Source organism: Solirubrobacter deserti (assembly GCF_027587175.1).
Classification (GTDB): Bacteria; Actinomycetota; Thermoleophilia; order Solirubrobacterales; family Solirubrobacteraceae; genus Solirubrobacter; species Solirubrobacter deserti.
On the sequence record NZ_JAPCID010000005.1, the window covers coordinates 137586 to 159265 of the forward strand.

General features: G+C 73.1%; 27 protein-coding genes. 16 read left to right on the plus strand and 11 right to left on the minus strand.

Annotated features, from left to right (window positions below; genetic code table 11):
* The 6 genes from OJ962_RS03905 to OJ962_RS03930 form a co-directional block, all read right to left on the minus strand.
* Entirely contained in the window at positions 1-642 is a 642-nt protein-coding gene (locus OJ962_RS03905; RefSeq protein WP_202952235.1) for a ferritin-like domain-containing protein, read from the minus strand.
* A 63-nt stretch (positions 643-705) separates the two neighbouring features.
* Positions 706-1098 (minus strand): helix-turn-helix domain-containing protein, encoded by a 393-nt coding sequence (locus OJ962_RS03910; RefSeq protein ID WP_202952236.1) that lies wholly within the window; start codon positions 1096-1098, stop codon positions 706-708.
* 72 nt (positions 1099-1170) lie between these two features.
* Positions 1171-5145 carry an NHL repeat-containing protein gene (locus OJ962_RS03915; protein ID WP_202952237.1) on the minus strand — a complete coding sequence of 1325 codons (3975 nt, stop codon included), beginning with the start codon at positions 5143-5145 and terminating at the stop codon, positions 1171-1173.
* A 34-nt stretch (positions 5146-5179) separates the two neighbouring features.
* Positions 5180-7216 (minus strand): sensor histidine kinase, encoded by a 2037-nt coding sequence (locus tag OJ962_RS03920; protein ID WP_202952238.1) that lies wholly within the window; start codon positions 7214-7216, stop codon positions 5180-5182.
* Between the two features lie 76 nt (positions 7217-7292).
* The gene (locus tag OJ962_RS03925; RefSeq protein WP_202952239.1) at positions 7293-7961 is read right to left on the minus strand and encodes a response regulator; all 669 of its coding nucleotides are present in this window, start codon (positions 7959-7961) and stop codon (positions 7293-7295) included.
* Between the two features lie 22 nt (positions 7962-7983).
* A complete protein-coding gene (locus tag OJ962_RS03930; RefSeq protein WP_202952240.1) occupies positions 7984-8391 on the minus strand; it encodes a ParB N-terminal domain-containing protein in 408 nt (135 codons plus the stop codon).
* 483 nt (positions 8392-8874) lie between these two features.
* On the opposite strand from OJ962_RS03930, the gene OJ962_RS03935 reads away from it, so the two are divergent.
* The 4 genes from OJ962_RS03935 to OJ962_RS03950 are packed head-to-tail and all read left to right on the plus strand — an operon-like array spanning position 8875 to position 11871.
* Positions 8875-10020 carry a sensor histidine kinase gene (locus OJ962_RS03935; protein WP_270006195.1) on the plus strand — a complete coding sequence of 382 codons (1146 nt, stop codon included), beginning with the start codon at positions 8875-8877 and terminating at the stop codon, positions 10018-10020.
* The gene (locus tag OJ962_RS03940) at positions 10017-10670 is read left to right on the plus strand and encodes a response regulator (protein ID WP_270006206.1); all 654 of its coding nucleotides are present in this window, start codon (positions 10017-10019) and stop codon (positions 10668-10670) included. Before OJ962_RS03935 ends, OJ962_RS03940 begins: the two co-directional genes overlap by 4 nt.
* On the plus strand, positions 10667-11068 hold the full coding sequence (locus OJ962_RS03945; RefSeq protein WP_202952242.1) for a MerR family transcriptional regulator: 402 nt from the start codon (positions 10667-10669) through the stop codon (positions 11066-11068). Before OJ962_RS03940 ends, OJ962_RS03945 begins: the two co-directional genes overlap by 4 nt.
* Positions 11069-11079: 11 nt before the next feature.
* Positions 11080-11871 (plus strand): phosphatase PAP2 family protein, encoded by a 792-nt coding sequence (locus tag OJ962_RS03950; RefSeq protein ID WP_202952243.1) that lies wholly within the window; start codon positions 11080-11082, stop codon positions 11869-11871.
* On the opposite strand, the gene OJ962_RS03955 is transcribed toward OJ962_RS03950, so the two are convergent.
* Positions 11804-12367 carry a cob(I)yrinic acid a,c-diamide adenosyltransferase gene (locus OJ962_RS03955; protein ID WP_202952244.1) on the minus strand — a complete coding sequence of 188 codons (564 nt, stop codon included), beginning with the start codon at positions 12365-12367 and terminating at the stop codon, positions 11804-11806. The two genes, OJ962_RS03950 and OJ962_RS03955, sit on opposite strands and share 68 nt — an antisense overlap.
* 18 nt (positions 12368-12385) lie before the next feature.
* On the opposite strand from OJ962_RS03955, the gene OJ962_RS03960 reads away from it, so the two are divergent.
* A complete protein-coding gene (locus OJ962_RS03960; protein WP_202952245.1) occupies positions 12386-13297 on the plus strand; it encodes a hypothetical protein in 912 nt (303 codons plus the stop codon).
* On the opposite strand, the gene OJ962_RS03965 is transcribed toward OJ962_RS03960, so the two are convergent.
* Positions 13236-13754: a TetR/AcrR family transcriptional regulator gene (locus OJ962_RS03965; RefSeq protein WP_202952246.1), complete on the minus strand. Its 519-nt coding sequence runs from the start codon at positions 13752-13754 to the stop codon at positions 13236-13238. The genes OJ962_RS03960 and OJ962_RS03965 overlap by 62 nt on opposite strands.
* A gap of 46 nt (positions 13755-13800) precedes the next feature.
* On the opposite strand from OJ962_RS03965, the gene OJ962_RS03970 reads away from it, so the two are divergent.
* From OJ962_RS03970 to OJ962_RS04000, 7 genes are all read left to right on the plus strand, one after another.
* Positions 13801-14151, plus strand: a complete 351-nt coding sequence (locus tag OJ962_RS03970; protein WP_202952247.1) for a VOC family protein — start codon at positions 13801-13803, stop codon at positions 14149-14151.
* Between the two features lie 13 nt (positions 14152-14164).
* Positions 14165-15232 (plus strand): Re/Si-specific NAD(P)(+) transhydrogenase subunit alpha, encoded by a 1068-nt coding sequence (locus tag OJ962_RS03975; RefSeq protein ID WP_202952248.1) that lies wholly within the window; start codon positions 14165-14167, stop codon positions 15230-15232.
* Complete coding sequence (locus tag OJ962_RS03980; RefSeq protein ID WP_202952249.1) at positions 15233-15526, plus strand: NAD(P) transhydrogenase subunit alpha; 294 nt, start codon at positions 15233-15235, stop codon at positions 15524-15526.
* A complete protein-coding gene (locus tag OJ962_RS03985) occupies positions 15513-16886 on the plus strand; it encodes an NAD(P)(+) transhydrogenase (Re/Si-specific) subunit beta (RefSeq protein ID WP_202952250.1) in 1374 nt (457 codons plus the stop codon). The genes OJ962_RS03980 and OJ962_RS03985 overlap by 14 nt, the downstream gene beginning before the upstream one ends.
* Before the next feature lie 69 nt (positions 16887-16955).
* The gene (locus OJ962_RS03990) at positions 16956-17381 is read left to right on the plus strand and encodes a MarR family winged helix-turn-helix transcriptional regulator (RefSeq protein ID WP_270006196.1); all 426 of its coding nucleotides are present in this window, start codon (positions 16956-16958) and stop codon (positions 17379-17381) included.
* A complete protein-coding gene (locus tag OJ962_RS03995; RefSeq protein ID WP_202952252.1) occupies positions 17378-17794 on the plus strand; it encodes an organic hydroperoxide resistance protein in 417 nt (138 codons plus the stop codon). The genes OJ962_RS03990 and OJ962_RS03995 overlap by 4 nt, the downstream gene beginning before the upstream one ends.
* A gap of 41 nt (positions 17795-17835) precedes the next feature.
* Complete coding sequence (locus OJ962_RS04000; protein WP_407697487.1) at positions 17836-18204, plus strand: DoxX family protein; 369 nt, start codon at positions 17836-17838, stop codon at positions 18202-18204.
* On the opposite strand, the gene OJ962_RS04005 is transcribed toward OJ962_RS04000, so the two are convergent.
* Positions 18190-18606: a response regulator transcription factor gene (locus OJ962_RS04005; protein WP_202952254.1), complete on the minus strand. Its 417-nt coding sequence runs from the start codon at positions 18604-18606 to the stop codon at positions 18190-18192. The genes OJ962_RS04000 and OJ962_RS04005 overlap by 15 nt on opposite strands.
* Positions 18607-18648: 42 nt before the next feature.
* Here OJ962_RS04005 and OJ962_RS04010 point away from each other — a divergent pair, with 42 nt between their 5' ends.
* The 4 genes from OJ962_RS04010 to OJ962_RS04025 are packed head-to-tail and all read left to right on the plus strand — an operon-like array spanning position 18649 to position 20337.
* Positions 18649-18780, plus strand: a complete 132-nt coding sequence (locus OJ962_RS04010; RefSeq protein ID WP_255525646.1) for a hypothetical protein — start codon at positions 18649-18651, stop codon at positions 18778-18780.
* Positions 18781-18789: 9 nt separating this feature from the next.
* Positions 18790-18981 carry a hypothetical protein gene (locus tag OJ962_RS04015; RefSeq protein WP_202952255.1) on the plus strand — a complete coding sequence of 64 codons (192 nt, stop codon included), beginning with the start codon at positions 18790-18792 and terminating at the stop codon, positions 18979-18981.
* A 31-nt stretch (positions 18982-19012) separates the two neighbouring features.
* Positions 19013-19282 carry a MoaD/ThiS family protein gene (locus OJ962_RS04020; protein WP_202952256.1) on the plus strand — a complete coding sequence of 90 codons (270 nt, stop codon included), beginning with the start codon at positions 19013-19015 and terminating at the stop codon, positions 19280-19282.
* The gene (locus OJ962_RS04025) at positions 19279-20337 is read left to right on the plus strand and encodes a WD40/YVTN/BNR-like repeat-containing protein (protein WP_202952257.1); all 1059 of its coding nucleotides are present in this window, start codon (positions 19279-19281) and stop codon (positions 20335-20337) included. The genes OJ962_RS04020 and OJ962_RS04025 overlap by 4 nt, the downstream gene beginning before the upstream one ends.
* Here the strand turns inward: OJ962_RS04025 and OJ962_RS04030 are convergent.
* Positions 20317-20853 carry a hypothetical protein gene (locus OJ962_RS04030; RefSeq protein ID WP_270006197.1) on the minus strand — a complete coding sequence of 179 codons (537 nt, stop codon included), beginning with the start codon at positions 20851-20853 and terminating at the stop codon, positions 20317-20319. The genes OJ962_RS04025 and OJ962_RS04030 overlap by 21 nt on opposite strands.
* On the minus strand, positions 20853-21677 hold the full coding sequence (locus OJ962_RS04035; RefSeq protein WP_202952259.1) for a hypothetical protein: 825 nt from the start codon (positions 21675-21677) through the stop codon (positions 20853-20855). Before OJ962_RS04035 ends, OJ962_RS04030 begins: the two co-directional genes overlap by 1 nt.
* Between the last annotated feature and the right edge of the window lie 3 nt (positions 21678-21680).

Sequence of the window (21680 nt, forward strand, 5' to 3'; positions counted from 1 at the left end):
CTAGGCCTTGACGAACCCGGTCGCGGCGACCTGCGCCTCGACCTCGTTGCGCCCGAGCTGGCGGTTGAGGTCGGTGGGCGCGGGCGACACGCCCATGATGTGCCGGATCCACGCGGCGTGGCGCGCCTCCACGGACACGATCGTGGCCGCCGCGGCGAGCGTCTTCGGACGCAGCTTGTAGCCCTGGCCGTCGTAGGCCATCACGCCCAGGTCCTCGAGGACCATGGCGGTCGCCGCGAACTTCGTCGCGTCGGTCGTGGTGCCCTGGAAGTCGAACGTCGGCTTCGGGATCGCCGCGCTCCCGAGCGCCTTCGCCAGGAACTCGACGTGGGCGAGCTCGTGGTCGCGGACGGTGCGCGCGAACTCCAGCAGCCGTCCGCTGAGCGCGCCTCCGGCCACGGCCTGCACGTAGAACTCCGACTCGAGGTACTCGAGCAGGAGCGCGAAGTTCAACACGCGCGCGTCGAGCGCCGCCGACGGCTTGCCTTCGGCGACCGCCGGCAACCCGCCGATCACCAGGCCGCCGGCCACGACGGCGCCGGCACCGCGCCGGAACAGCTGTGCGCGGGTGTGCCCGCGCGTCATCGCGCCGCGGAGGACCTCGTCCGGGTCCGCGACGTCAAGCGTCACATGATGGGGCATTCAGGAGCCCTCCGAGAAAGTGGTGTGGAGAAGTGGTCCGACCATGCCCTGCGGCTTGCGGCATTACACGGATCGGCTGGAAACGGGCGGGATCGCGACATCGCGATGGCGACGGCGCAACTCGCTCGGCGTCACGCCGTGATGCAGGCGGAACGCCTTGATGAACGCGGACGCGTGGCCGTACCCGACCTGCTCGGCGACGGCCGTCATCGGCGCGTCCGTGAGCAGGACGAGCTCGGCCGCACGGCCCATCCGCACCGCGAGGATGTGCTCGCGCACGGTGGTGGAGCCGACCGCGGCGAACACCCGCTGCAGCTGACGCTCGGAGGTCAGTGCGACGCGGGCGATGCCGGGCACCGTGAGCACGGCATCGAGGTTGGACTCGATGTGCTCGGTGGCGGCATGCCAGATTGCCCGGTGGATCCCGGGCGTCGTTGAACGCTGGACGGTCGGCATGAGGAAGACACGGGGCGGACGTGTCGCCCCTTGTAGACCCTGCTGCGCACCGACCCTGGTGCGCGGATCAGCTCAGCAGCGGATGCGGCGCGTGAACGCTGGTCCCGGCCGCCCGTCCCCGCTCAGGGCCACGATCGTCACGCGCCGCACGGCGCACCCGACGCGCAGCGACGCGCGCGCCGGCGTGAAGCTCTCGACTCCGCCGTCCTTGGCCTCGACGGCGACCGCGTACCGCGCCGCCGCGGCCTGGCCGCGCCAGCGCAGCGTGCCGCCGCGCAGCGTCACCTTCGCCACCCGCCGCAGCTTCGGCGACGGGCCGGAGAAGCGGGCCACGACGCGCGTCGCGCGGGGGAGCCCGTCCTGCGTCACGAGCGCCTCGACCGTACGCCGCCCGGTGCCGGGCTTGAAGCGCACGCGCCCGGAGGCCCGCGCGGTGGTGACCAGCTCGCGGGCGCCGTCGGCGCCGCGCTCGACGAACGTCACGCGCTGGCCGGGGAGGCGGTCGAGCGTCCAGCGCAGCACGCCGCGCTTGACGGACGCCTTCACGTTCACCGGGGCCAACCCCGGCGCCGAGCGGACGGCGCGCACGGCGGACGGGGTCTCGACGCGCCAGCGGCCCGCGGGCGGATCGAGCAGCGCGACGGTGGTGGTCGCGCGCTCGGGGTCCTGCACGACGATCGCCTCGCGGGTCTGCAGCAGCGAGCCGTCGGCGGGCGTCGTCACGCGCCGGCCGCCCGGGCCGACGAGCGTGACGTTGGGCGCGGCGCCCTCACCTTCGACCGCGACCACGTGGACCTTCGCGCGCTCGCCGACCGTGAAGGCGTGCGCGGCGCTCGCGGCCTTGGGGCGCTCGCGCCGGAACGGCCCGACGTCGCACGCGCCGATCAGCACGTCCACCGGCTCGCCCCACTTGCGCGCGAAGCCGATGCGCGCGTCCGGCTGCCCGAAGCACGACGCCACGCCGGTCATCGACAGCACGGTCTCCGCGCGGCCCTCGATGACGCCGCCGGGCAGGTTGATGTCGGTGACGCCGTCGACGCTGAAGTCGCCGTCGGCGAACCACGCGTCCCGGATCTCGCCCGTCGCGCCGTAGCCGCCGAGGCTGTAGTCCAGCCGGCCGGTGAGGTCGATCTTGCTCGGGTGCGTGTACTTGACGGTGAGGTTGCCGACGGGGACCTCGACGATCTTGCCCTCGCCGGAGACCTCGACCACCCACGGCGTGCCGACGGTGAGCTTGACCTTCGCGTCGGCGGACCCGACCTCGCCGTCGAAGATCGGCGGCAGCTCGAGCCGCGGGCCGAAGGACACGCCCGCGTTGGCGGAGATCGTCAGCGCCGGGCGGCCGAAGACGTCCGTGCCCTGCTCGAACTCGCCGCCGAAGCGCTGCAGGAAGAAGCCATAACCGATCGGCTTGGCAATCTTGGAGACCTGGATCGAGATCTTGCGGACGTGGCCGCCGGCGAAGCCGCCCGGGCCGAGCGTGATCGCGACCCCGACGTCCGCCTTGCTCGGCAGCTTGATCGTGCCGAAGCCCTCGAACGAGGACGGCGGGCCGCTGTCGTAGCCGAAGCCGACGTCCTCGAGCTCGAGCCCGAACAGCCACGCCTTCTGCAGCTTGCCCTTGAGGTTGTAGGAGATGCCGTTGCTGTTGGACGCCGCGATCCCGCCTTCGAGCGTCAGCCCGCCGTCGGCGTTCGGGTTGAAGGGGTCCTTGGTCGCGTGCGGCACCGCCCGGAAAGCGGACGGCAGCTTGAGCTTGAAGCCGACCTTCGTCGTGCCGCCGTTGTCGCCGGAGAGCTCGAAGGTCGGCGCGATCGAGGCGGTCATCCCGGCCAGCGCGGACGGGAACGCGTCGGCGCCGGCCTCCACGATCGGCAGCGCCAGCTTGGCCGCGGAGTTCTGGGCCCCGAGCTGCCAGTTGAAGCCGAGCGGCACGCGCAGGGAGGCCTCACCGAGTGAGAGCCGTGACGGACCGGTCAGCATGAGCCGCCCGCTGCCGGGTTCCTGGCGGACGATCACGCGCTTGCCGGCGTCGGGCTGCACGCCGACTCCGTTGACCCGGATCGGGCCGGCGGAGGACAGCTCGGTCACGCGGCCGACGATCTTCGCGGTGAAGCAGCCCGCGGGCGAGGTGGCCTGCGCGGTGACGACGCCGACCGTCACCGACGCGTGCGCGCCCTCCGGGCACAGCGCGGGCGGGGGAGGCGGGGGGCCGGGGTCCGACGGGGGCGCGCCGCCGACCGTCCAGCTCGTCGAAGCGGGCTCGGACTCGTTCCCGGCCGCGTCGTAGGCCCACACGGTGAAGCGCTGCGCGCCCTGCGGAAGATCGAAGGCGCGGTAGGGCGACGAGCAGTCGACGGCCTCCCGGCCGGCGATCTGGCAGCGGAAGGTCGCGCCGTCCTCGCTCGCGCGAAAGGTGAAGCGGGCGTCGGCGCCGTCCGGGGTGGCGCTGTCGAGCGTCACGGTCGGCGCCGTCGTGTCCGTCGTGAAGCGGCGCACCGCCGCCCGGTGCTCCTCGTTCTCGGCGCCGCGCGGAACGAAGCGCACCTCGAACTGGTGGACGCGGTCGGTCAGGCCGGTGTACGTCTTCGGCGAGATGCACGGCTCCCACGCCACCCGCTCGAGCAGCCGGCATTCGTAGACGCCTTCCTGCTCGGTCAGCGCTGCGAACTCGAAGCGCGCGTCGCGGCGGTTGATCATGCCCGAAGGGCCGCCGGTGATCGAGACCAGCGTCGGGTAGGCGCCGAGCACGCGGCCCACCGCGAAGTCGCCGAAGCCGATCTTCGGGGAGGTATAGCCCGCGAACACGATCCCGCCGTCGCGCGGGTCGACCGTGACCGCTTCGGCGACGTCCAGCGCGCGCTGCCCGGCGAGCGGGAAGACGCCGACGCCGGTGCCCGCGAACGCCGGGTCCAGACGCCCCTCGCTCGTGAAGCGCGCGACGACGACGTTCGTGTCGCGCTCGGTGCCCACGCGCTCGGTGGTGCTGCCCGAGACGACGAGCTTGCCGTCCGGCGCGACCGCGACCCCGCTGGCGTAGTCGCCGGTGGCGACGTTGACGAGCGTGTAGCCGCCCGTGCCGAACGTCGGGTCCAGCGACAGCTCCGGCGTGAGCCGCGCAACACCGAGGTCGTTGCCGTTGGCGGCGCCGCCGTGGCTGTTGATCGCGAGCGCGAAGCGCCCCTCCGACAGCTCGACGAGGTCCGCGGGCGAGTCGTCCTCGAAGTCGCCGCCGAGGAAGATCGTCTTGCGGTTCACGAGCCGCGTGCCGTTGTCGGTGATGCGGGCCATCCCGATCTGCGACTCGCGCCGGAACCAGGCCCCCCACCCGGCGACCACGATGTCCCCGTCGGGCTCGACCGCGAGGTCGGTCACTCCATCGCCGCGCTCGGACCCGTCGAGGAAGCGGAAGTCCAGCCGGCCGTCACCGCCGCCGAACGTCGGGTCCAGCGCGCCCGTGGGCGTGAAGCGCATGACGACGGCGGTCGAGAGCTCCGAGACGTCCGACACGGCGCCGACCACGATGCGGCCGTCGTCCATCACGTCGACCGCGTTGAGGTACCACGGCTGCGGGAGCTGGACGACCCCACGATTGCCGAACGTCGTGTCCGGCGCGCCCGTCGTCGTGTAGCGGATGATCGCGCCGCCGGGGCGGTTCTGGCCGACCGTCACCAGCTTGCCGTCGGGACCGAGCGCTCCAGCGTTCACCCAGTCCGTGCCCGGGACCTCGACGCGCGAGACGCCGCCGGTGCCCCAGCTGCCGTCGAGCGAGCCGTCCGGGTGCAGCCGCACGACGCCGGGGTCGTAGTCGGCATCCTCCCGCGAGGTGCCATGCTCGCCGTCGCCGATCACGAGGATCTTCCCGTCGCGCTGGATCAAGACGTCGGCGGCATCGTCGTAGCGCCCTTCCCCGTAGGTGCCGACGTCCTTGACGACGACCCCGCCGTTGCCGAACGAGCGGTCGAGCTCCCCGGGCCGCTGCGCGTGCGCGGCGGGCGCCGAGACGAGGAGCAGGGTGAGGCAGAGCGCTGCGAGCAACCGGGGCATGGACCCAGCCTCTCGGCTCCGGCGTCCACCGAAATCAGGACTTCGGTGCTTCTCGCATCACCTTTTGGTGTATCTCGAAGGCCAGCTCGGCGCGGACGCGCCAGCCGCCGTCGCCGGTCGGCCCGGCCTGGAGCGTGCCGGAGTAGAGCTCGACGCGTTCGAGCATCCCGCGCAGGCCGCGCCCGCCGCCGGCGCCGACGCCCTGCCGGCCGGGCGCGTTGACGACCTCGATCACGAGCCGTTCGTCCATGCGCTCCAGGCGCACCGTCACCGGCACGGGGCCGGCGTGGCGGCCGACGTTGGTCAGCGCCTCCTGGACGATGCGGACCGTCGTCAGCGCGAGCGGCAGCGGCAGCTCCGCCGCGTCCACGCGCAGATCGAGCGTGACCGGCAAGCCGGAGCGTTCGGCCAGCCGCGTGATGTCGTCCGCGGGCGCCGCGCCCGCGCCGAGCCGGACCAGGTCGCGCTGGACGTCGCTCGCCACCTGCGCGACGGCGATGCCGGCGCGGCGGGCGCGCGCGAGGTCGAGCGCGGCGTAGCGGACCGCGACCGCGGCCTGGAGGGTGATGATCGTGACGGCGTGACCGACGACGTCGTGCAGCTCACGCGCGGCGGCCAGCCGCTCGGCCATCACCCGCTCGCGGGCCCGGACCTCCTGCGCCCGGTCCGCGCGCTCGTGGGCGCGACGCGCGCGCACCGAAGACGCCACGCGGTCGCGCACGAGCAGGCCTCCCAGCCCGCACGCGAGCGGCAGCAGCCCCGCGAAGCTGTACGCGTAGAACTGGTACGGCATCTCCTCGAGCACCATGCACACCAGCGACGTGACCGTGCCCGCCGCGACGACCACCACGCCGCCCGTCCGCCGGCGCGCGTGCGCGGCGCCGATGAACGTCACCGCGGCCGCCGCGTAGAACTGCGAGAACGTCAGCGTGCTCAGGTCGTGCACGAGCATCCGGGCGACGACCAGCGCGAACACGGCCAGCGCGGCCGTCACCGGCCAGCGCCGGCGCAGCAGCAGCGGCAGGGGATAGAGCACCGCCGTCACCCACGGCGAGGCCGGCCCGAGCACCGGCCCGGGCACGGGGAACGCGGGCACGAAGGGCTCGATCGCGACCGTCAGCCGGTCGGCGAGCCCGAGCAACGTCAGCAGGACGACCGGCGCCGCCAGCCCGACCGCGTGCCCCACGCGGGTGCGCCGCGCGGCCGCGACGGCCGACCCGAGCGCCCGCGTGCCGTCGCCGGCCCGCGCGTCTGCGCTGTCGCCGTCCCGTCGCGCCGCGGCCTCGTCGCCCGCCGCCACCGCGAGCGTCGGCTCCTCGTCGGGCGTGCGCAGCAGCCGCACCGCGCGGCGCAGCTCGAGCATCGCCGCCTGGGCGCGGTCGTGCACGGCGGCCATCAGCTCGGCGAACTCGTCCGCGGCCGCGTGACGGGCGCGGTCGGCGAGCGGGCGGACGCCGTTGAGCAACATCGCCACAGCGGCGTCGACCTCGCTCGCGATCCGTGCACGCTCGCCGGCCAGCGCAAGGTCGATCCGGCGCTCGGCACCGGCCTCGAGCTCGAGCACCTCACGCTCGCGGCGCTCGGCCTCGCCGCGCCGGTCGCGTAGCGCGACGCCCGCGCTCACGCCGCCGATCGCGAGCGTCAGCGTGTGCGCGTAGGCGCCGAGCGACGGGCTCGCGTAGACGCCGAAGCCGGCGAGATCCATCGTCACCACCGAGAGCACGAGCAGCCCGCCGGCGGCGAGCCCGCGCCGCGGGAAGCTGCGCGGCGGCGCGCCAGCCTCCGAGAGGAACAGCGCGACGAGCAGCACGACGCTCTGCGCGGCGGCGCCCGGCGCCCGCTGCTCGGCGGCGTCACGCGTCGCCACGATCGCCACCGCGGCCAGCGCGGCCCACCCGGGCGCGCGTCCCGCCAGCAGCAGCGGAAGCGGCAGCACGAACGCCCACAGCATCACCACGAGCGAGAACGGCGCCCCGCCCGGCCCGGTCACCTGCCAGGCCGCCTCGCCCGCGCTCCAGACCGCGAGCGCGAGGACGAGCGCTGCGGCGCGGCGGCTCGTGCCGAAGACCATCACCGTCCAGCGTGCAGCGCGAGCGGGCCGCGCGCATCAATCGAACGGTGTGCCCGAGCGCGCCGTTCGGTGCGCGTCACCCGGCGGCGCGGCCGCCCGGCCGGACGAGCCCGCTCTCGTAGGCCAGCACCACCGCGCCGACGCGGCTACGCACGCCCAGCTTGCTCAGCAGCCGCGTGACGTGGGACTTGACCGTCGCGTCGCTGAGGAACAGCTCGTTGCCCATCTCGGCGTTCGACTTGCCCTGCGCGAGCAGCCGCCAGACCTCACGCTCGCGTTCGGTGAGGTCCGAGAAGCGCTGCCCCAGCTGCTCGTCGGGCGCGGGGCGCACGAGGTACTCCTCGATCAGCCGCCGCGTCAGCACCGGGTCCAGCACGGACTCCCCGGACGCGATCGTCCGCACCGCCGCGGCCAGGCGCTCGGGCGCGAGCGCCTTGAGCAGGAACCCGCTCGCCCCGGCACGCAGCGCCCTGTAGACGTACTCGTCCTGGTCGAACGTCGTCACCATCACGATCCGCGCGCGCGAGCCGGCGGCGAGGATCCGGCGCGTCGCCTCGATCCCGTCCAGCACAGGCATCTGGACGTCCATCAGCACCACATCCGGGTGCGTGCGCAACACCCCTTCGACCGCGGCGGCGCCGTCGGAGGCCTCGCCCGCGAGCTCCATGTCCGGTTCGAGCTCCAGCAGCGCGCACAGCCCGCCGCGCACCAACGCCTCGTCCTCGGCCACGAACACCTTCAGCACGCGGGCAAGGGTAATGCGGCGCTCAGACGCCGATGGCCGCGTCGATCGCGACCGCTCCGCGGGCGCGCGCGACCGAGACGCGATGATGGCCGTCGCGCACGGCGTACCCGTCGCGCACCCGCACGACGGAGATCGGCGGCAGCGCGACCCCGCGCTCCTCAGCCGTCCAGATGCTCTCCCAGCGCCGGCGCGCCGCCGCCCGCACGGGGGCGAACCGCTCGTCGAACTGCGTCGCGCGGCTCGGCTCGAGCGTGCCGCGGATCTCGTCCAGCGCGATCTCGCGCACGCCGCCGGTCGCCGCGACCGGATGCGCGCCGGTGTAGACGGGCAGCTGGACACGCGCGCGGCGGAGCTTGCGCATCCGTGCACCGCGGCGGGCTCGGGTGAACGCGGTCTCCGCGTCGATGAGGGTGTTACCGGTCTTGAGCATGTCTGCAGTGTCGGCCTGAGACCCTCGGCGCACATCGGGCGAACGGGCCGAGTTGTCGCCTTACAGCCCTTACCGGCAAGACTGGACGTATGTACTGATGGACGCGAGACGTTTCCGTCGATCGGACAACTGCCGTTCACAAACGCACCACCAGCGCGAAAAACTAGAAAGACGAGTTTTGCGATTTGGAGCGGGAGCGAACCCCTGAGTGCGCTGGATCGAACCGGAGGGGTTGCGCAACGTTCGTCGCTTGAGGTAGAACACCCGCCGGGTTCGGAGGTTCGGAGGGTGGAACAAATGGAGCATGGACCGGCTCGGAGGCCGGCGCTTCCTACGGTGTCGCTGGCCGCAGCGGGTGCTGCGGCGGTGTCGCTCGCGGTCGTGGCCGTCCCCTGGCTGCGAATGTCGTTCGAGGCGCCGGGGTTACGGGTCGCACTCGAAACCGGGGGTGCCTTACTGGCCGCGACGACGGTCGCCTTACTCGTGCGCCAATGCGGCTTACGCTCGCGCCCTGATCATCTGTGGCTGACGCTGGGGCTCGTCGTCCTGGCCGCCACCTCACTGGGCGTCGCCGGCCTGATCGTCGCCGGTGCCTGGTCTGGAGCCGAGGCGCGCTACGCCATGGGCGGCAACCTCGCCGGCACCGTGCTGCTCGCCGTCGCGGCCTTCGCGCCCGCCGGCCGCCTGAAGGTCCGGGCACGCAGCATCCTCGCGCCCGGCACGCTGATCGCGGCGCTCGTCTTCGCCGCCACCGCACTCTTCGCCGGTGCGGCCCCCGGCGCCGGCCGCGTCCCGGTGCAGGTCGCGATCGCCATCACGCTGGTGGTCGCCGCCATCGGCCTTGCCCGCCGCGCCAGCGCACGCGACGAGGCGCTGCTGCGCTGGATCGCGATCGCCGTCGTGCTCGGCGGGTTCGCGAAGCTCGACTACGCGCTGTTCCCGCCGACGGGCGCCGACAACGTGCACCTCGGCGACGCGCTGCGGATGCTCGCGTGGGCGACCCTGTTCGCCGGCGTGCTCGGGGAGCTGCGCCGCAACGTGCGCGCCCGCGCCGACGCCGCCGTCGATCGAGAGCGCCGCCGCCTCGCCCGTGAGCTGCACGACGGCGTCGCGCAGGAGCTCGCCTTCATCCGCCGCCGCGCCGGCCGCTTGGGGGAGACGGCCGACGGCATCGAGATCCTCGGCGCTGCCGAGCGCGCGCTGGAGGACTCGCGGCGCGCGATCGAGGCGCTCGTGCCGCCCGCGTCCGAGACGCTGGACGTCGCGCTGGAGCGCCTCGGCGCGAAGCTCGCGAGCGAGTGCGATCTCGAGGTCCAGGTCAACGTCCGGGCACACGGCGAGGTCAGCGACGAGGTGCGCGCCGAGCTGTCCCGGATCATCTGCGAGGCGACTCGCAACGCCGCGCACCACGGCGGCGCGCGCCACGTGCGCGTCGACGTCGCCGGCACGCCGCTGGCCGTGCGGATCATCGACGACGGCAGCGGCTTCCGCGACGGCGCCAGCAGCGGCCTGGGCATCGCGGGGTACGGCCTGATCGCCATGCGCGAGCGCGCCGAGCTGGTGGGCGGGAAGTTCAGCCTCGAGTCCGTCCGCGGCGCGGGTACTCTCGTGCAGGTGGTGCTGCCATAGACCCCGTACGAGTACTCGTCGCCGACGATCACGCGCCGACGCGGGACGACATCGCGGTAGCGCTCGGGCGGGACGGCGGCTTCGAGATCATCGCCACCGCGGAGGACGCGCCCGGCGCGGTCGACGCGGCGCTGCGCGAGCAGCCGGACCTCGCGCTGCTGGACGTCAACATGCCCGGCAGCGGGCTGGCGGCCGCGTGGGAGATCAGCGCGCGCCTGCCCTCCACCCGGGTCGTGATGCTCACGATCTCGCGCGACGACAGCCACGTGTTCGCGGCCCTGCGCGCCGGCGCGGCGGGCTACCTGCTCAAGGACACCGAGACCGAACGGCTGCCGACCGCGCTCAAGGACGTCATGAACGGCGAGGCCGCGCTGCCGGTCACGCTCGTCACGCGGCTGGTCGAGGAGTTCCGCGACCGCGCGCCGCGCCGCCGCGCGCTGATGCCGAGCCGCGAGGGCGAGCCGCGGCTCACCTCCCGCGAGTGGGAGGTGCTGGAGCTGATGCGGCGCAAGATGACGACGGCGCAGATCGCGCGCACGCTCGTCGTCTCGCCGGCGACGGTGCGCTCCCACGTGGCCGCGATCCTGCGCAAGCTGCGCGTGCCGGACCGTGACGCGGCAGTGAGGTTGCTGGACAATCCGGAGCCGTGAAGGCCCACGGCGAGTTCCTCGCCGGAGCGGTAGGTGAGATCGCCGGCGTCTCCGGCACCACGATCGGCCAGTGGGCGCGCTGGGGGTACATCCGCGCGTCCCGCTCCGACGGGGACCCGCACGTGTACGCGTTCGAGGACGTGCTGGAGGCGCTGATGGTCAAGGCGCTGCTCGACCGTGGCGTCTCGCGGCCGATGATCCGGCGCGCGATCGCGCATCTGGACGGCGACTGGCCGCTGACCGACGCGCAGCTGGCGACCACGCGCAACGGGCGCCGCCCCCGGATCGTGCTGCGCGAGCCGGACGGCGCCTTCGTGCTCTCCCCCCGGGGCTGGCAGCTGATGGTCGCGCCGCCGCCGCTCGAGGACGTTCGCCTGCGCGTTAAGCGCGACGGGTAGTTTGGACCCCGATGCGCCGCCCACTGCTCTTGCTCGCGCTCGCCGCCGTGGTCTATCTCGGCGCCGCGTACGTGCCGCAGCTGCGGGCGGCGGACGCCCACGCGCTGTACGGCTTCATCGGGCTGACGACGCTGCCCGGCGCCGGGCGCACGCTCGAGCTCATCTCGCTGTTCGATCCCGCGCCGTTCGCGGCGCTGACGCTCTTGATCGTCGCGCTCGGCGTGCTCTTCGGCCGCGTGCGCGCGGGACTGCTGGGGGCGGGGATGATGGTCGCGGCGGAGGTGAGCGCGCAGGTGCTCAAGCCGCTGCTGGCCGTGCAGCGCGACGTGCCGTTCCTGGAGCCCGCGGCCTGGCCGAGCGGGCACACGACGGCGGTGATGGGGTTCGCGCTGGCGCTCGCGATCGTCGCGCCGCCGCGGTTGCGCCCGTACGCCGTCGCGGCGGGTGCCCTGCTGACCGTGCTCACCGTCAACGCGCTGCTGATGGCGGGCTCGCACTATCCGAGCGACGTGCTCGGCGGGCTGCTGCTGGCGTCCGCGTGGGCGTCGGGCGCCGTGCTGTTGCTCGGCGAGGAGGAGCGCGTGACTGTCCGCGGGCCGCTGCTCGCGTCCGGCGCGCTGTTCGCGCTCTTCGCGCTGGCCGTGCTGCCGCGCGTCGACGCCGCGGTGGACTATGCGATCGCGAACACGACCTTCGCGCTGGGCGCGCTGACGATCGCCGCGGCGGCGCTCGTGCTCAGCGGTAGCGTCCCGGCTCCCACAGGGGCTCGGCGGCGCCTGCCGCCTGATTCACCCCGCGGCTGAGGATGAACAGCAGATCGCTGAGGCGGTTCAGGTAGCGCACCGTCTCGGCGTTGACCGCGTCCCCGCAGGCCAGCACGCGGCGCTCGGCGCGCCGGCAGACCGTGCGGCACACGTGCAGGTGCGCCGCGGCGAGCGTCCCGCCCGGGAGCACGAACGACTTCAGCGCCGGCAGCTCGGCGTTGGCCTCGTCGCACGCCCCCTCCAGCCACGCGGTCTGCTCCTGGATGACGCGCAGGCGCTCGCGCGTGCCGCCCTCGGGGACCGAGATGTCCGCGCCGACGTCGAAGAGGTCGTTCTGGATCCGCCGCAGCCACGCCGCGTACTGCTCCGGCAGCCCGCCGGCGGCGAGCGTGACGCCGAGCTGCGCGTTGAGCTCGTCGACGGTCCCGTACGCCTCGATCCGCGGATCGGTCTTCGGGACGCGGCTCATGTCGCCGAGGTGGGTCTCGCCGCCGTCGCCGAGCCGCGTGTAGATGCGTGTCAGATTTACCGTCATCGCTATACCAGTCTGCCGATGAGACGCGTGATCCTCGCCGCCGTGCTCGCGGCCCTCGCCGCGGGCTGCGGCTCCAAGGCCGAAGTCCCGACGGGCGGGCGCGTCGCGGTGACGGTCTCGCAGGACTTCGGGGAGACGCGCCTCGCGCCGACCCGCAGCCTCCAGGCGGCCGAGCAGGACACGGTGCTGGACATGCTCGACCGCTCCCAGTTCGAGGTCCGCGCGAGCGGCGCGGCCGTCGAGGAGATCGACGGGCTGTCGGGCGGGCGCGAGAACGGCAAGCCGGTCGAGTGGTTCTCGTACGTGAACGGCATCGCGACGCCGTCCGGCGCCGCCACGCGCAAGCTCTACAGCGGCGACCGCATCTGGTACGACCACCACGGCACGAACTCGACGGTGCGCGCGGTGGTGGGCTCGTTCCCGCAGCCGTTCACGTCGGGGATCGACGGCAAGAAGCTCCCGATCCGGGTCGTCTGCCTCGCGCCCGAGGACCGCTCCTGCGACGAGGTCGAGGAGCGCCTGGAGGCCGCCGGCATCCGCGGGCTCACGCGCTCGAACCTCGAATCCTCGCCGGGGGAGGTGCTGCGCGTGCTCGTCGGGACCTGGGCGGAGGTCCGCAAGGACATCGCGGCCCGCACGCTCGAGACCGGGCCGGCCGAGTCCGGCGTGTTCGCGCGCATGAACGCCGCCGGCAACGAGATCGAGTTGCTCGACCCCGACGGCGCGGTCGAGAAGACGCTCGGCCCGGGCGCCGGCCTGGTGGCCGCGACGGCCTACCGCGACCAGCGCCCGACCTGGATGATCACGGGCACGGACGACGTCGGCGTCGCCGCGGCGGCGGCCGCCTTGACCGAGGACATGCTGCGCTTCAGGTTCGCGCTGGCGATCGAGGAGGGGCGTGGAGTGCCCCTGCCGGTCGAAGGGCCCTAAGGGCCGCCCGCGCCTCCTCTGGGTCGCCGCCCGCCGCCAGCGCCGCGCGCCACGCGGCCGCGAGCATCGCGCCGAGCGGCGCGCCCACGGCCTCATTCAAAGTGGCTGCGATCGGATCGGGCTCGCGGGGCTCGGACAACATCCTCATGAACCCGGCTCTGCGGGCGTAGTCGTAGGCCACCAGCAGCGCGGCGCCCACGGCGTCGGTCTCGAAGTCCAGCGCCGCCGCCAGCGCGCCTTCCATGCGCTCCGCGACGCGGCGGTCCACGTCCTCGCGGACGAACGCGTACAGCCCCGCCTTGCTGCCGAAGTGGTGGTAGAGCGGGCCGGTCGTGGTCTCGGCCGCGGCGGCGAGCTCGCCGACCTTGACGGCCTCGTAGCCGTGCTCGCCGAACGCCTCCAGCGCCGCGAGCACCAGGCGTCCCTTCGCGGTCGCCTTCGTCGGAATCCAATCCATCCGTAAACATGTTACGCGATTCCGTAATTCAGTTATAGTCGCGTCCATGAAGCTCCAATTCATGTACCTGCCGACGCAGGATCTCGCTGCATCGCTCGCGCTGTACCGCGACACGCTGGGATTGGACGAGGCGTGGCGCGAGGGGGAGGACACCGTCGCCCTCGCGCTGCCGGGGAGCGACGTGGCGCTGATGATCGACGCCGCGCCGATGCCCGACTGGGGGCCCGGGCCGATCTTCATCGTCGACGACGCTTCGGCCTTCCACGCCCAGCACGACGGCGCGTACGACCTCACCGTGCCGCCGTTCGAGATCCCGGGCGGCCAGATGTCCATGTTCAAGGACGCCGGCGGCAACCCGGTGTACGTGATGGATCAGAGCCGGGAGGCCGTGGGGTAGGGTTCCGCCTCACTTGCGGATCGGGGTTCCTAAGGAGAGGGTGGACCGCGAACGACGAGTGGCCCTCGTGCCCGACGTCGTCCGACGCCTGCGCGCGGCCGAGCACGAGGTGGTGATCGAGGCCGCCGCCGGGCTGACGGCGGGCGCCACCGACGAAGCGTACGTCCAAGCGGGCGCGACGATCGGCGATCCCTGGGGCGCGCAGGTGGTCGCGAAGGTCGCCCCGCCGACCGCCGACGAGGTCGCACGGCTGGGCGGCGACACCATCCTCGTCGGCTTCCTGAACCCGCTCGGCGACCCCGGAGGGCTGGAGGCGATCGCGGCGCGTGGCGCGACCGCGCTCGCGATGGAGAAGGTGCCGCGCATCAGCCGTGCGCAGTCGATGGACGCGCTCTCCAGCCAGGCGACCGTCTCGGGCTACCGCGCGGTGCTGATCGCGGCGACCGAGCTGCCGCGCTTCTTCCCGATGTTCATGACCGCGGCGGGCACGGTCCCGCCCGCGCAGGTGCTCGTCCTCGGCGCGGGCGTCGCCGGTCTGCAGGCCATCGCGACGGCACGCAGGCTCGGCGCCGTGGTCACCGCCTTCGACATCCGCTCCGCCGTCAAGGAGCAGATCCAGTCGCTGGGCGCGAAGTTCTTCGAGGTGGAGGGGATCGGCGACGCCGAGGCCGCGGGCGGCTACGCCCGCGAGCTCACGCCGGAGGAACAGCAGCTCCAGCGGGAAGCGCTGAGCGTGCAGATGGGCAAGTCGGACGTGATCGTCACCACCGCGCTCGTGCCCGGCCGCCCCGCGCCGAAGCTCATCCCGGCGGCCGCGGTGGAAGGCATGAGGGCCGGCTCGGTGATCGTCGACCTCGCCGCCGAAGCGGGCGGCAACTGCGAGCTCACGCAGCCCGGCGAGACGTTCGTGACCGACAACGGCGTGAAGATCATCGGCCCGCTCAACCTGCCTTCCGAGATGGCCGAGCACGCGTCCGCGCTGTACGCGCGCAACATCCTCAGCTTGATCGAGCTCGGCTTCGATCCCGGGGACGAGGTCGTCGCGGGGGCGACCGTGGTACGGAACGGGAAGGTGGTGTAAGTGGATCTGCTCACCGAGCTCGCGATCCTCGTCCTGGCGGCGTTCGTCGGCTTCGAGGTCATCTCCAAGGTCCCGAACACGCTGCACACGCCGCTGATGAGCGGCACGAACGCCATCCACGGCATCGTCGTGCTCGGCGGCCTGATCCTGATCGGCCACGTCGACGGCGTCCTGAACGACATCCTGCTCGTAGTCGCGATCGCGTTCGGCACGATCAACGTCGTCGGCGGGTTCCTCGTCACCGACCGCATGCTCGGCATGTTCAAGGGCAAGAAGCCGGATGAGCCGCGCTGACGTCATCAGCGCGCTCTACATCGTCGCCTTCACGCTGTTCATCGTGGGGCTGCGGATGCTGCGCGCGCCGCGCACCGCGGTGCGCGGCAACCAGGTCGCGGCCGTGGGCATGGCGATCGCGGTCGGCGCGACGCTCGCGCAGGACGGTGTCGGCGACTGGGCCCTGATCATCGGCGGCATCGCGATCGGCGTCGCCGTCGGTGTGCCGGCGGCGCAGCGCGTGAAGATGACCGCGATGCCGCAGATGGTGGCGCTGTTCAACGGCGTCGGCGGCGGTGCCGTGGCGATCATCGCCATCGTCGAGTTCCGCGCGGCCGAGGTGGACCTCCCGCTGGACGAGCTGATCCCGCTGCTGTTCGCGGCGATCATCGGCTCGATCTCGTTCTGGGGCTCGAACATCGCCTTCCTGAAGCTGCAGGAGCTGATGAAGGGCTCGATCCGCACGCCGCCCGCGGTCAACGCGGCGCTGCTGGCGATCGCGGTCGCGCTCGCCGCGGTGATCGCCGCAGGCAGCGACTCCGAGTTGCTGTTCTGGCTGATCCTGCTCAGCGCGGGCGCGCTCGGCGTGCTCGCCGTCGTGCCGATCGGGGGCGCCGACATGCCGGTCGTCATCTCGACCCTGAACGCCTTCACCGGCCTCAGCGCGGCCGCCGCGGGCATCGCGCTCGACAACACGGCGCTGATCGTGGCCGGCATGCTCGTCGGCGCGTCCGGCTCCATCCTCACCAAGCAGATGGCCGACGCCATGAACCGCTCGATCGGCAACGTCTTCTTCGCCGGCGTGGGCACGGGCGCGGCGAGCGCGCTGGCCGCGCCCGGGGGAGGCGGGACCGCGCGCAGCACGAGCGCCGCCGACGTCGCCATCCAGCTCTCCTACGCGCGCCTGGTGGTGGTCGTGCCCGGCTACGGCATGGCCGTCGCGCAGGCCCAGCGCGCCGTCGCCGACCTCGCCGTCGCGCTCGAGAAGCGCGGCGTCGAGGTCCTGTACGCGATCCACCCGGTCGCGGGCCGCATGCCCGGCCACATGAACGTCCTGCTCGCCGAAGCCGACGTCCCCTACGACAAGCTCAAGGAGATGGACGACATCAACGGCGAGTTCGCACGCACCGACGTCTCGCTCGTGATCGGCGCCAACGACGTCACCAACCCCGCCGCGCGCACCGAGCCAGGCTCGCCGATCTACGGCATGCCGATCCTCGACGTCGACAAGTCGAGCAGCGTGATCGTCCTCAAGCGCTCCATGTCATCCGGCTTCGCCGGCATCGACAACCCGCTCTTCTACGACCCCAAGACCGCGATGCTGTTCGGCGACGCCAAGGCCTCGGTGGCCGACATCCTCACCGAAGTCCAGGCGCTGTGACACGAACCTAAAGAGGGACTGTCCCTCTTTAGGTTGCGCACAATTGAATCGCGCGCTACGGTGATCGGCGTGAACCCGCTCGCGCTCGAGCAGCAGGTGTGCTTCGCGTTGTACTCGGCGTCGCGCGCCGTCACGGCCGCGTACCGGCCGCTGCTCGCGCCGCTCGGCGTGACCTACCCGCAGTACCTGGTGCTGCTCGTGCTGTGGGAGCACGGGACGCGCTCGGTGCGGGACCTCGGCGAGGCGCTGCACCTGGACTCCGGGACGCTCTCGCCGCTGCTCAAGCGGCTGGAGGCGAGCGGGCTCGTGACCCGGGCGCGCGCGGCCGAGGACGAGCGTCAGGTCCGGGTCGGCCTCACCGACGCGGGATGGGAGCTGCGCGAGCGCGCGGTCGAGATCCCCGCCCAGTTGCACGACGCCACCGGCGTCGACGACGAGACGCTCGCGGCGCTGCACCGCGCCTGCCATGCCCTGATCGAGGAGTCGCAACGATGAAGACGCTCTACACCGCCGAAGCGACCGTCACCGGCGAAGGCCGCGACGGCCACGCCAAGTCCTCGGACGGGGTGCTCGACCTTGACCTCGCGGTCCCCAGCGAGATGGGCGGCAGCGGCGGCGCGACCAACCCCGAGCAGTTGTTCGCGGCCGGCTACGCGGCGTGCTTCCACAGCGCGCTGCGGACGATCGCGCGCCGCGAGAAGACCGACCTCGGTGAGTCGACGATCACGGCCCGCGTCGGCATCGGCCCGAACGAGAACCGCGGCTTCAGCTTGGCGGTCACGCTCGTCGTCGACCTGCCGGGCTTCGACCGCGAAGAGGCCCAGCGGCTCGTCGAGGCCGCCCACCAGGTGTGCCCGTACTCGAACGCCACGCGCGGCAACGTCGACGTCGCGCTCGAGCTCGCGTGAGGCGCCTGCGAGCCGCCGCCCAGATCCTGCTCGGCGCCGCGATGGTCGGCGCCGGCACCGGCCACCTCACCTTCCAGCGCGAGGAGTTTCAGGCGCAGGTCCCGCCGTGGGTGCCGATCGACGAGGACCTGACGGTGCTGCTGTCGGGCGCCGTGGAGATCGGCCTCGGCGCCGCGCTGCTGGTGACCTGGAAGCAGCCGCGGCGCGCGCTCGCCGGAGCGGCCCTCGCCGCGTTCTACGTGGCGATCTTCCCGGGCAACATCGCCCAGTACACCGAGCACCGCGACGCGTTCGGCCTGGACACCGACACCAAGCGGCTGGCGCGGCTGTTCTTCCAGCCGCTGCTGATCGCCTGGGCGCTGGCCGCCACCGACGCGCCGCGCGTCTGGCGCGAGTCACGCCAGGCCTGAGCGCTGGGCCCAGAGCGCGGCCTGCGTGCGGTCGGTGGCGCCGATCTTGCGGCACGCGCCCGACAGCGTGTTGCGGACGGTCTTGTGCGAGATCCCGAGCCGCAGCGCGATGACCTTGTTGGCGTGGCCCGCCGCGACCAGCCCGAGGATCTCGCGTTCGCGCTCGGTCAGGTCGGGCGGCATCTCGCGCTGGGCCGACAGGACCTCGCGGGCGGCGCGCGGGTCCAGCGGCGCGTCACCCGCCGCCGCGGCGCGCACCGCGCGCACGACCTCCTCCGGCTCGGCGTCCTTCAACAGGTAGCCGGTCGCGTCCGCGGGATCGCGCTGATCGTCGGCGCACTCGCTCCTGTGTTCGCGTTCGGACTCGCCATCGACATGCTCGTCGCGGGGCTCGTCGTGCACGCCGAGAACGGGTTCTTCGCCTCTGACGGTGGCTAGGAGCTGGTGCTGGCGCTGGGCTTCAGCGCGCTCGCGATCGCGATCGCCGGAGCGGGCCGCTACAGCGTCGACGCCGCCCTCGGCGTCGCCCGCCGCGTCCCCGGCTACCCCGGTGGCGAGCGGCGGTCGCTGGCGTAAGATCGGCGCATGGAGGAGGAGAAGGCCAGACTGCAGCAGGAGATCTCCGTCGCCATGGAGCAGGTGATGGAGAACCTGGGCGACGGGACGCTCGTCATCCCGGACCCGGTCCAGCGCGGGCTGGCGGAGACGACGAACCCGACCCTGGACGTGGAGGGCCTGCGCGCGCTGCGCGACGACCTCAACCACCTCTTGCGATGAGTTTGCGCGGGCGCTTCGGTCTGTACTGCACATGACCGGAGCGCTCGTCCGTCTGCGCGGTCCCCTCAAGCAGCTCGCCGGCAGCGGCGAGCTCGAAGTCGTGGGGGCGACCGTCGGCGAGCTCCTCCAGCACCTCGAGCACGACACACCGCCGCTCGACGGCTGGATCCTCGACGAGCGCGACCGGATCCGCCGCCACATCAACGTGTTCGTCAATGGCGAGCGCGGGCGCGAGGACACGCCGGTCGGTCCCGGGGACCGCATCGACGTGCTGCCCGCGATCTCAGGAGGGAGCGCATGACCGAGCTGCTCGTCGGTACCAAGAAGGGCCTGTTCGTGCTGGAGGGCGAGCCGGGAGCGGCCTTCGACGTGACCGCCCGCGCGTTCGCGGGCGAGCCGATCGAGTACGCGATGCGCGACCCGCACTCCGGGCGCACGCTCGCGACGATGACCTCGCCCTGGTACGGGCCGAAGATCTTCTACACCGACGATCCCGTCGCGGGCGGGTGGGAGCAGGCGCAAGGGCTCGAGCTGCCCGAGGGCGCGCTGGAGCGCATGTGGGTGATCGTGCCCGACGACGACGGCACGCTGTACGCCGGCGGCGACCCGGGGGTGCTGTTCGCCAGCCACGACGGCGGCGTCACGTGGGAACTCAACCGCACGCTGTGGGAGCACCCGACCCGGCCGCTGTGGCAGCCGGGCGGCGGCGGGCTGTGCCTGCACTCGATCGCGCCGACGGTCGGCACGCCCGGCCGGCTCGCGCTCGGCATCAGCGCCGTCGGCGTCTGGCTCACCGACGACGCGGGTACGTCCTGGCGCCACGGCAACCGCGGCCTGCGCGCCCGCTACCTGCCTGACGATGCACCCGAGGACACGATCAACCTGTGCGTCCATGACCTCCAGCGCGCGGCCAAGGACCCAGACCGCCTGTTCATGCAGTTCCACGGCGGCGTCTACCGCTCCGACGACGCGGGCGAGAGCTGGACCGACATCGGCGCCGGGCTGCCGTCCGACTTCGGCTTCCCGCTCGTCCTCGACCCGGCCGACCCGGACTCCGCGTACGTCATTCCCCTCAAGGGCGCCGAGGACCGCGTCACGCCCGAAGGCCGCGTCGCCGTCTATGAGACGCGCGACGCGGGGGAGAGCTGGACGGCCCGCGGCGACGGCCTGCCCGCCGAGCACGCCTACCTGACCGTGCTGCGCGAGGCGTTCGACCGCGGCGGCGAGGGCGAGGCCCTCGAGCTCTACTTCGGCGCCACCAGCGGGGACGTCTTCGGCTCGGGCGACGCGGGCGGGAGCTGGGGCTGCGCGGCCGCTCGGCTCCCGCCCGTGTACTCACTGCGGGTGGCGGCGTGAGCTGACGCGCGCGGTGGGCTCGGACGTGGTCGCGGTGGTGCCGTCCTCGTTGGTCGCCGCGACCACGACGCGCAGGCGGCGGCCGACGTCGCGGTCGGTCGGCCGGTAGCGGCGGCGGTCAGCGCGCGGGATCGCCCGCCACGTCGAGCCGGTCAGCCGCTGCCAGCGGTACGTGAACCGCGTCGGCCGGTTGATCCAGGCGCCCTTGGTGGTCTTCAGGGTCGCGCCGCGCCGGACCGCGCCGATGATCGCCGGGTCGGTCGTGGGCGAGGGGACGGTCACCGGGTCCTCGCCCGCGCCGGCGCCGCCGCTGCACGCCGGCGCGATCGTCGCGCACGGCGCCATGAACACCGAGTCGTAGGTGTTCCAGTGCGTGGCCAGGTAGCTGCCGGGCGCGGGCGCCGGGCTGAAGTAGTCGTCGCGACCGCAGTCGAAGCTGACCGTGATCGCGCCCTCGACCGACGCGCAGTCCGTGCGCAGCTGGCTGGCGGCGCCCTCGTTCTCGGCGTAGCACATCACGTCCACGCCCTGCCAGCAGTGCCCGTAAACCGGTTCTGCTGACCGGCGGGCTGCGTGGAGTGCGGCGCGCCCCACTGCACCGCGCCGAGCGTGTGCGTGATCTCGTGCAGGAAGCCCTCGGGCCAGAAGCCGTGCGCGCCCGGCCCGGGCACCTCACCGCCGTCGCGGGTGAACAGGACGCCGGTGAGCCCGCCCCGGTTGTGCGGGTTCTCCGGACCGGGCTGCTCGCCGCCCCCGCCGGTGATCGTCTCCGCCAGCCCGTGGTCGGAGCCGGTTGCGGACAGGTTGTCGGCGAGCACGATCGCGTTGCGCGGGCCGCCCAGGTCCCCGAGCACGCGCTGCACCGCCTGCGCGACGGCGCGGAAGTTGTCGGCGTACTCCGCGTGCGCGCCGGGGAGCGCGACGGTCTGGATGTCCACGAACTGGCGGCCGCAGCGCGTGCCCATGTCGAAGCGCAGCGCCTTCGTCCCGCCGGCCTGGGCGCCGAGGTAGCGGTTGACGAGCGCGACGTTGGCCTGCAGCGCGTCCATCCATCCGCCGGAGCGGTCGGGCCGGTCGGCGGCGTAGGCGTAGACGACCTTGATCTGCGGCGTCTCGGGCGCGAAGGCGGCGTGCGTGCGGTCGTCGCTCGCCGTGACGTCCCCGCACCAGCTGGTGGGGACACCACCGCCGGCCTGCGCCGCGACGGCGACGCTGCGGCGCAGGTCCAGGTCCGGGAGGTCGTCGCGCGTCTCGCCGTGGACGGTGGTCGTCGGCGCTTTCGGGGCGAAGACCACCGGCGCCGCGAGGGCGGCGAGCAGGAGCAGCGTGGAGCGGAGCATGGC

Bases quoted from the DNA above. Each gene is read 5' to 3' on its own strand.
- OJ962_RS03905 (WP_202952235.1), bottom strand. From the start codon at position 642: ATGCCCCATCATGTGACGCTTGACGTCGCGGACCCGGACGAGGTCCTC.
- OJ962_RS03910 (WP_202952236.1), bottom strand. From the start codon at position 1,098: ATGCCGACCGTCCAGCGTTCAACGACGCCCGGGATCCACCGGGCAATC.
- OJ962_RS03915 (WP_202952237.1), bottom strand. From the start codon at position 5,145: ATGCCCCGGTTGCTCGCAGCGCTCTGCCTCACCCTGCTCCTCGTCTCG.
- OJ962_RS03920 (WP_202952238.1), bottom strand. From the start codon at position 7,216: ATGGTCTTCGGCACGAGCCGCCGCGCCGCAGCGCTCGTCCTCGCGCTC.
- OJ962_RS03930 (WP_202952240.1), bottom strand. From the start codon at position 8,391: ATGCTCAAGACCGGTAACACCCTCATCGACGCGGAGACCGCGTTCACC.
- OJ962_RS03950 (WP_202952243.1), top strand. From the start codon at position 11,080: ATGCGCCGCCCACTGCTCTTGCTCGCGCTCGCCGCCGTGGTCTATCTC.
- OJ962_RS03955 (WP_202952244.1), bottom strand. From the start codon at position 12,367: ATGACGGTAAATCTGACACGCATCTACACGCGGCTCGGCGACGGCGGC.
- OJ962_RS03960 (WP_202952245.1), top strand. From the start codon at position 12,386: ATGAGACGCGTGATCCTCGCCGCCGTGCTCGCGGCCCTCGCCGCGGGC.
- OJ962_RS03965 (WP_202952246.1), bottom strand. From the start codon at position 13,754: ATGGATTGGATTCCGACGAAGGCGACCGCGAAGGGACGCCTGGTGCTC.
- OJ962_RS03970 (WP_202952247.1), top strand. From the start codon at position 13,801: ATGAAGCTCCAATTCATGTACCTGCCGACGCAGGATCTCGCTGCATCG.
- OJ962_RS03985 (WP_202952250.1), top strand. From the start codon at position 15,513: ATGAGCCGCGCTGACGTCATCAGCGCGCTCTACATCGTCGCCTTCACG.
- OJ962_RS03995 (WP_202952252.1), top strand. From the start codon at position 17,378: ATGAAGACGCTCTACACCGCCGAAGCGACCGTCACCGGCGAAGGCCGC.
- OJ962_RS04000 (WP_407697487.1), top strand. From the start codon at position 17,836: ATGGTCGGCGCCGGCACCGGCCACCTCACCTTCCAGCGCGAGGAGTTT.
- OJ962_RS04015 (WP_202952255.1), top strand. From the start codon at position 18,790: ATGGAGGAGGAGAAGGCCAGACTGCAGCAGGAGATCTCCGTCGCCATG.
- OJ962_RS04020 (WP_202952256.1), top strand. From the start codon at position 19,013: ATGACCGGAGCGCTCGTCCGTCTGCGCGGTCCCCTCAAGCAGCTCGCC.
- OJ962_RS04025 (WP_202952257.1), top strand. From the start codon at position 19,279: ATGACCGAGCTGCTCGTCGGTACCAAGAAGGGCCTGTTCGTGCTGGAG.
- OJ962_RS04030 (WP_270006197.1), bottom strand. From the start codon at position 20,853: ATGTGCTACGCCGAGAACGAGGGCGCCGCCAGCCAGCTGCGCACGGAC.
- OJ962_RS04035 (WP_202952259.1), bottom strand. From the start codon at position 21,677: ATGCTCCGCTCCACGCTGCTCCTGCTCGCCGCCCTCGCGGCGCCGGTG.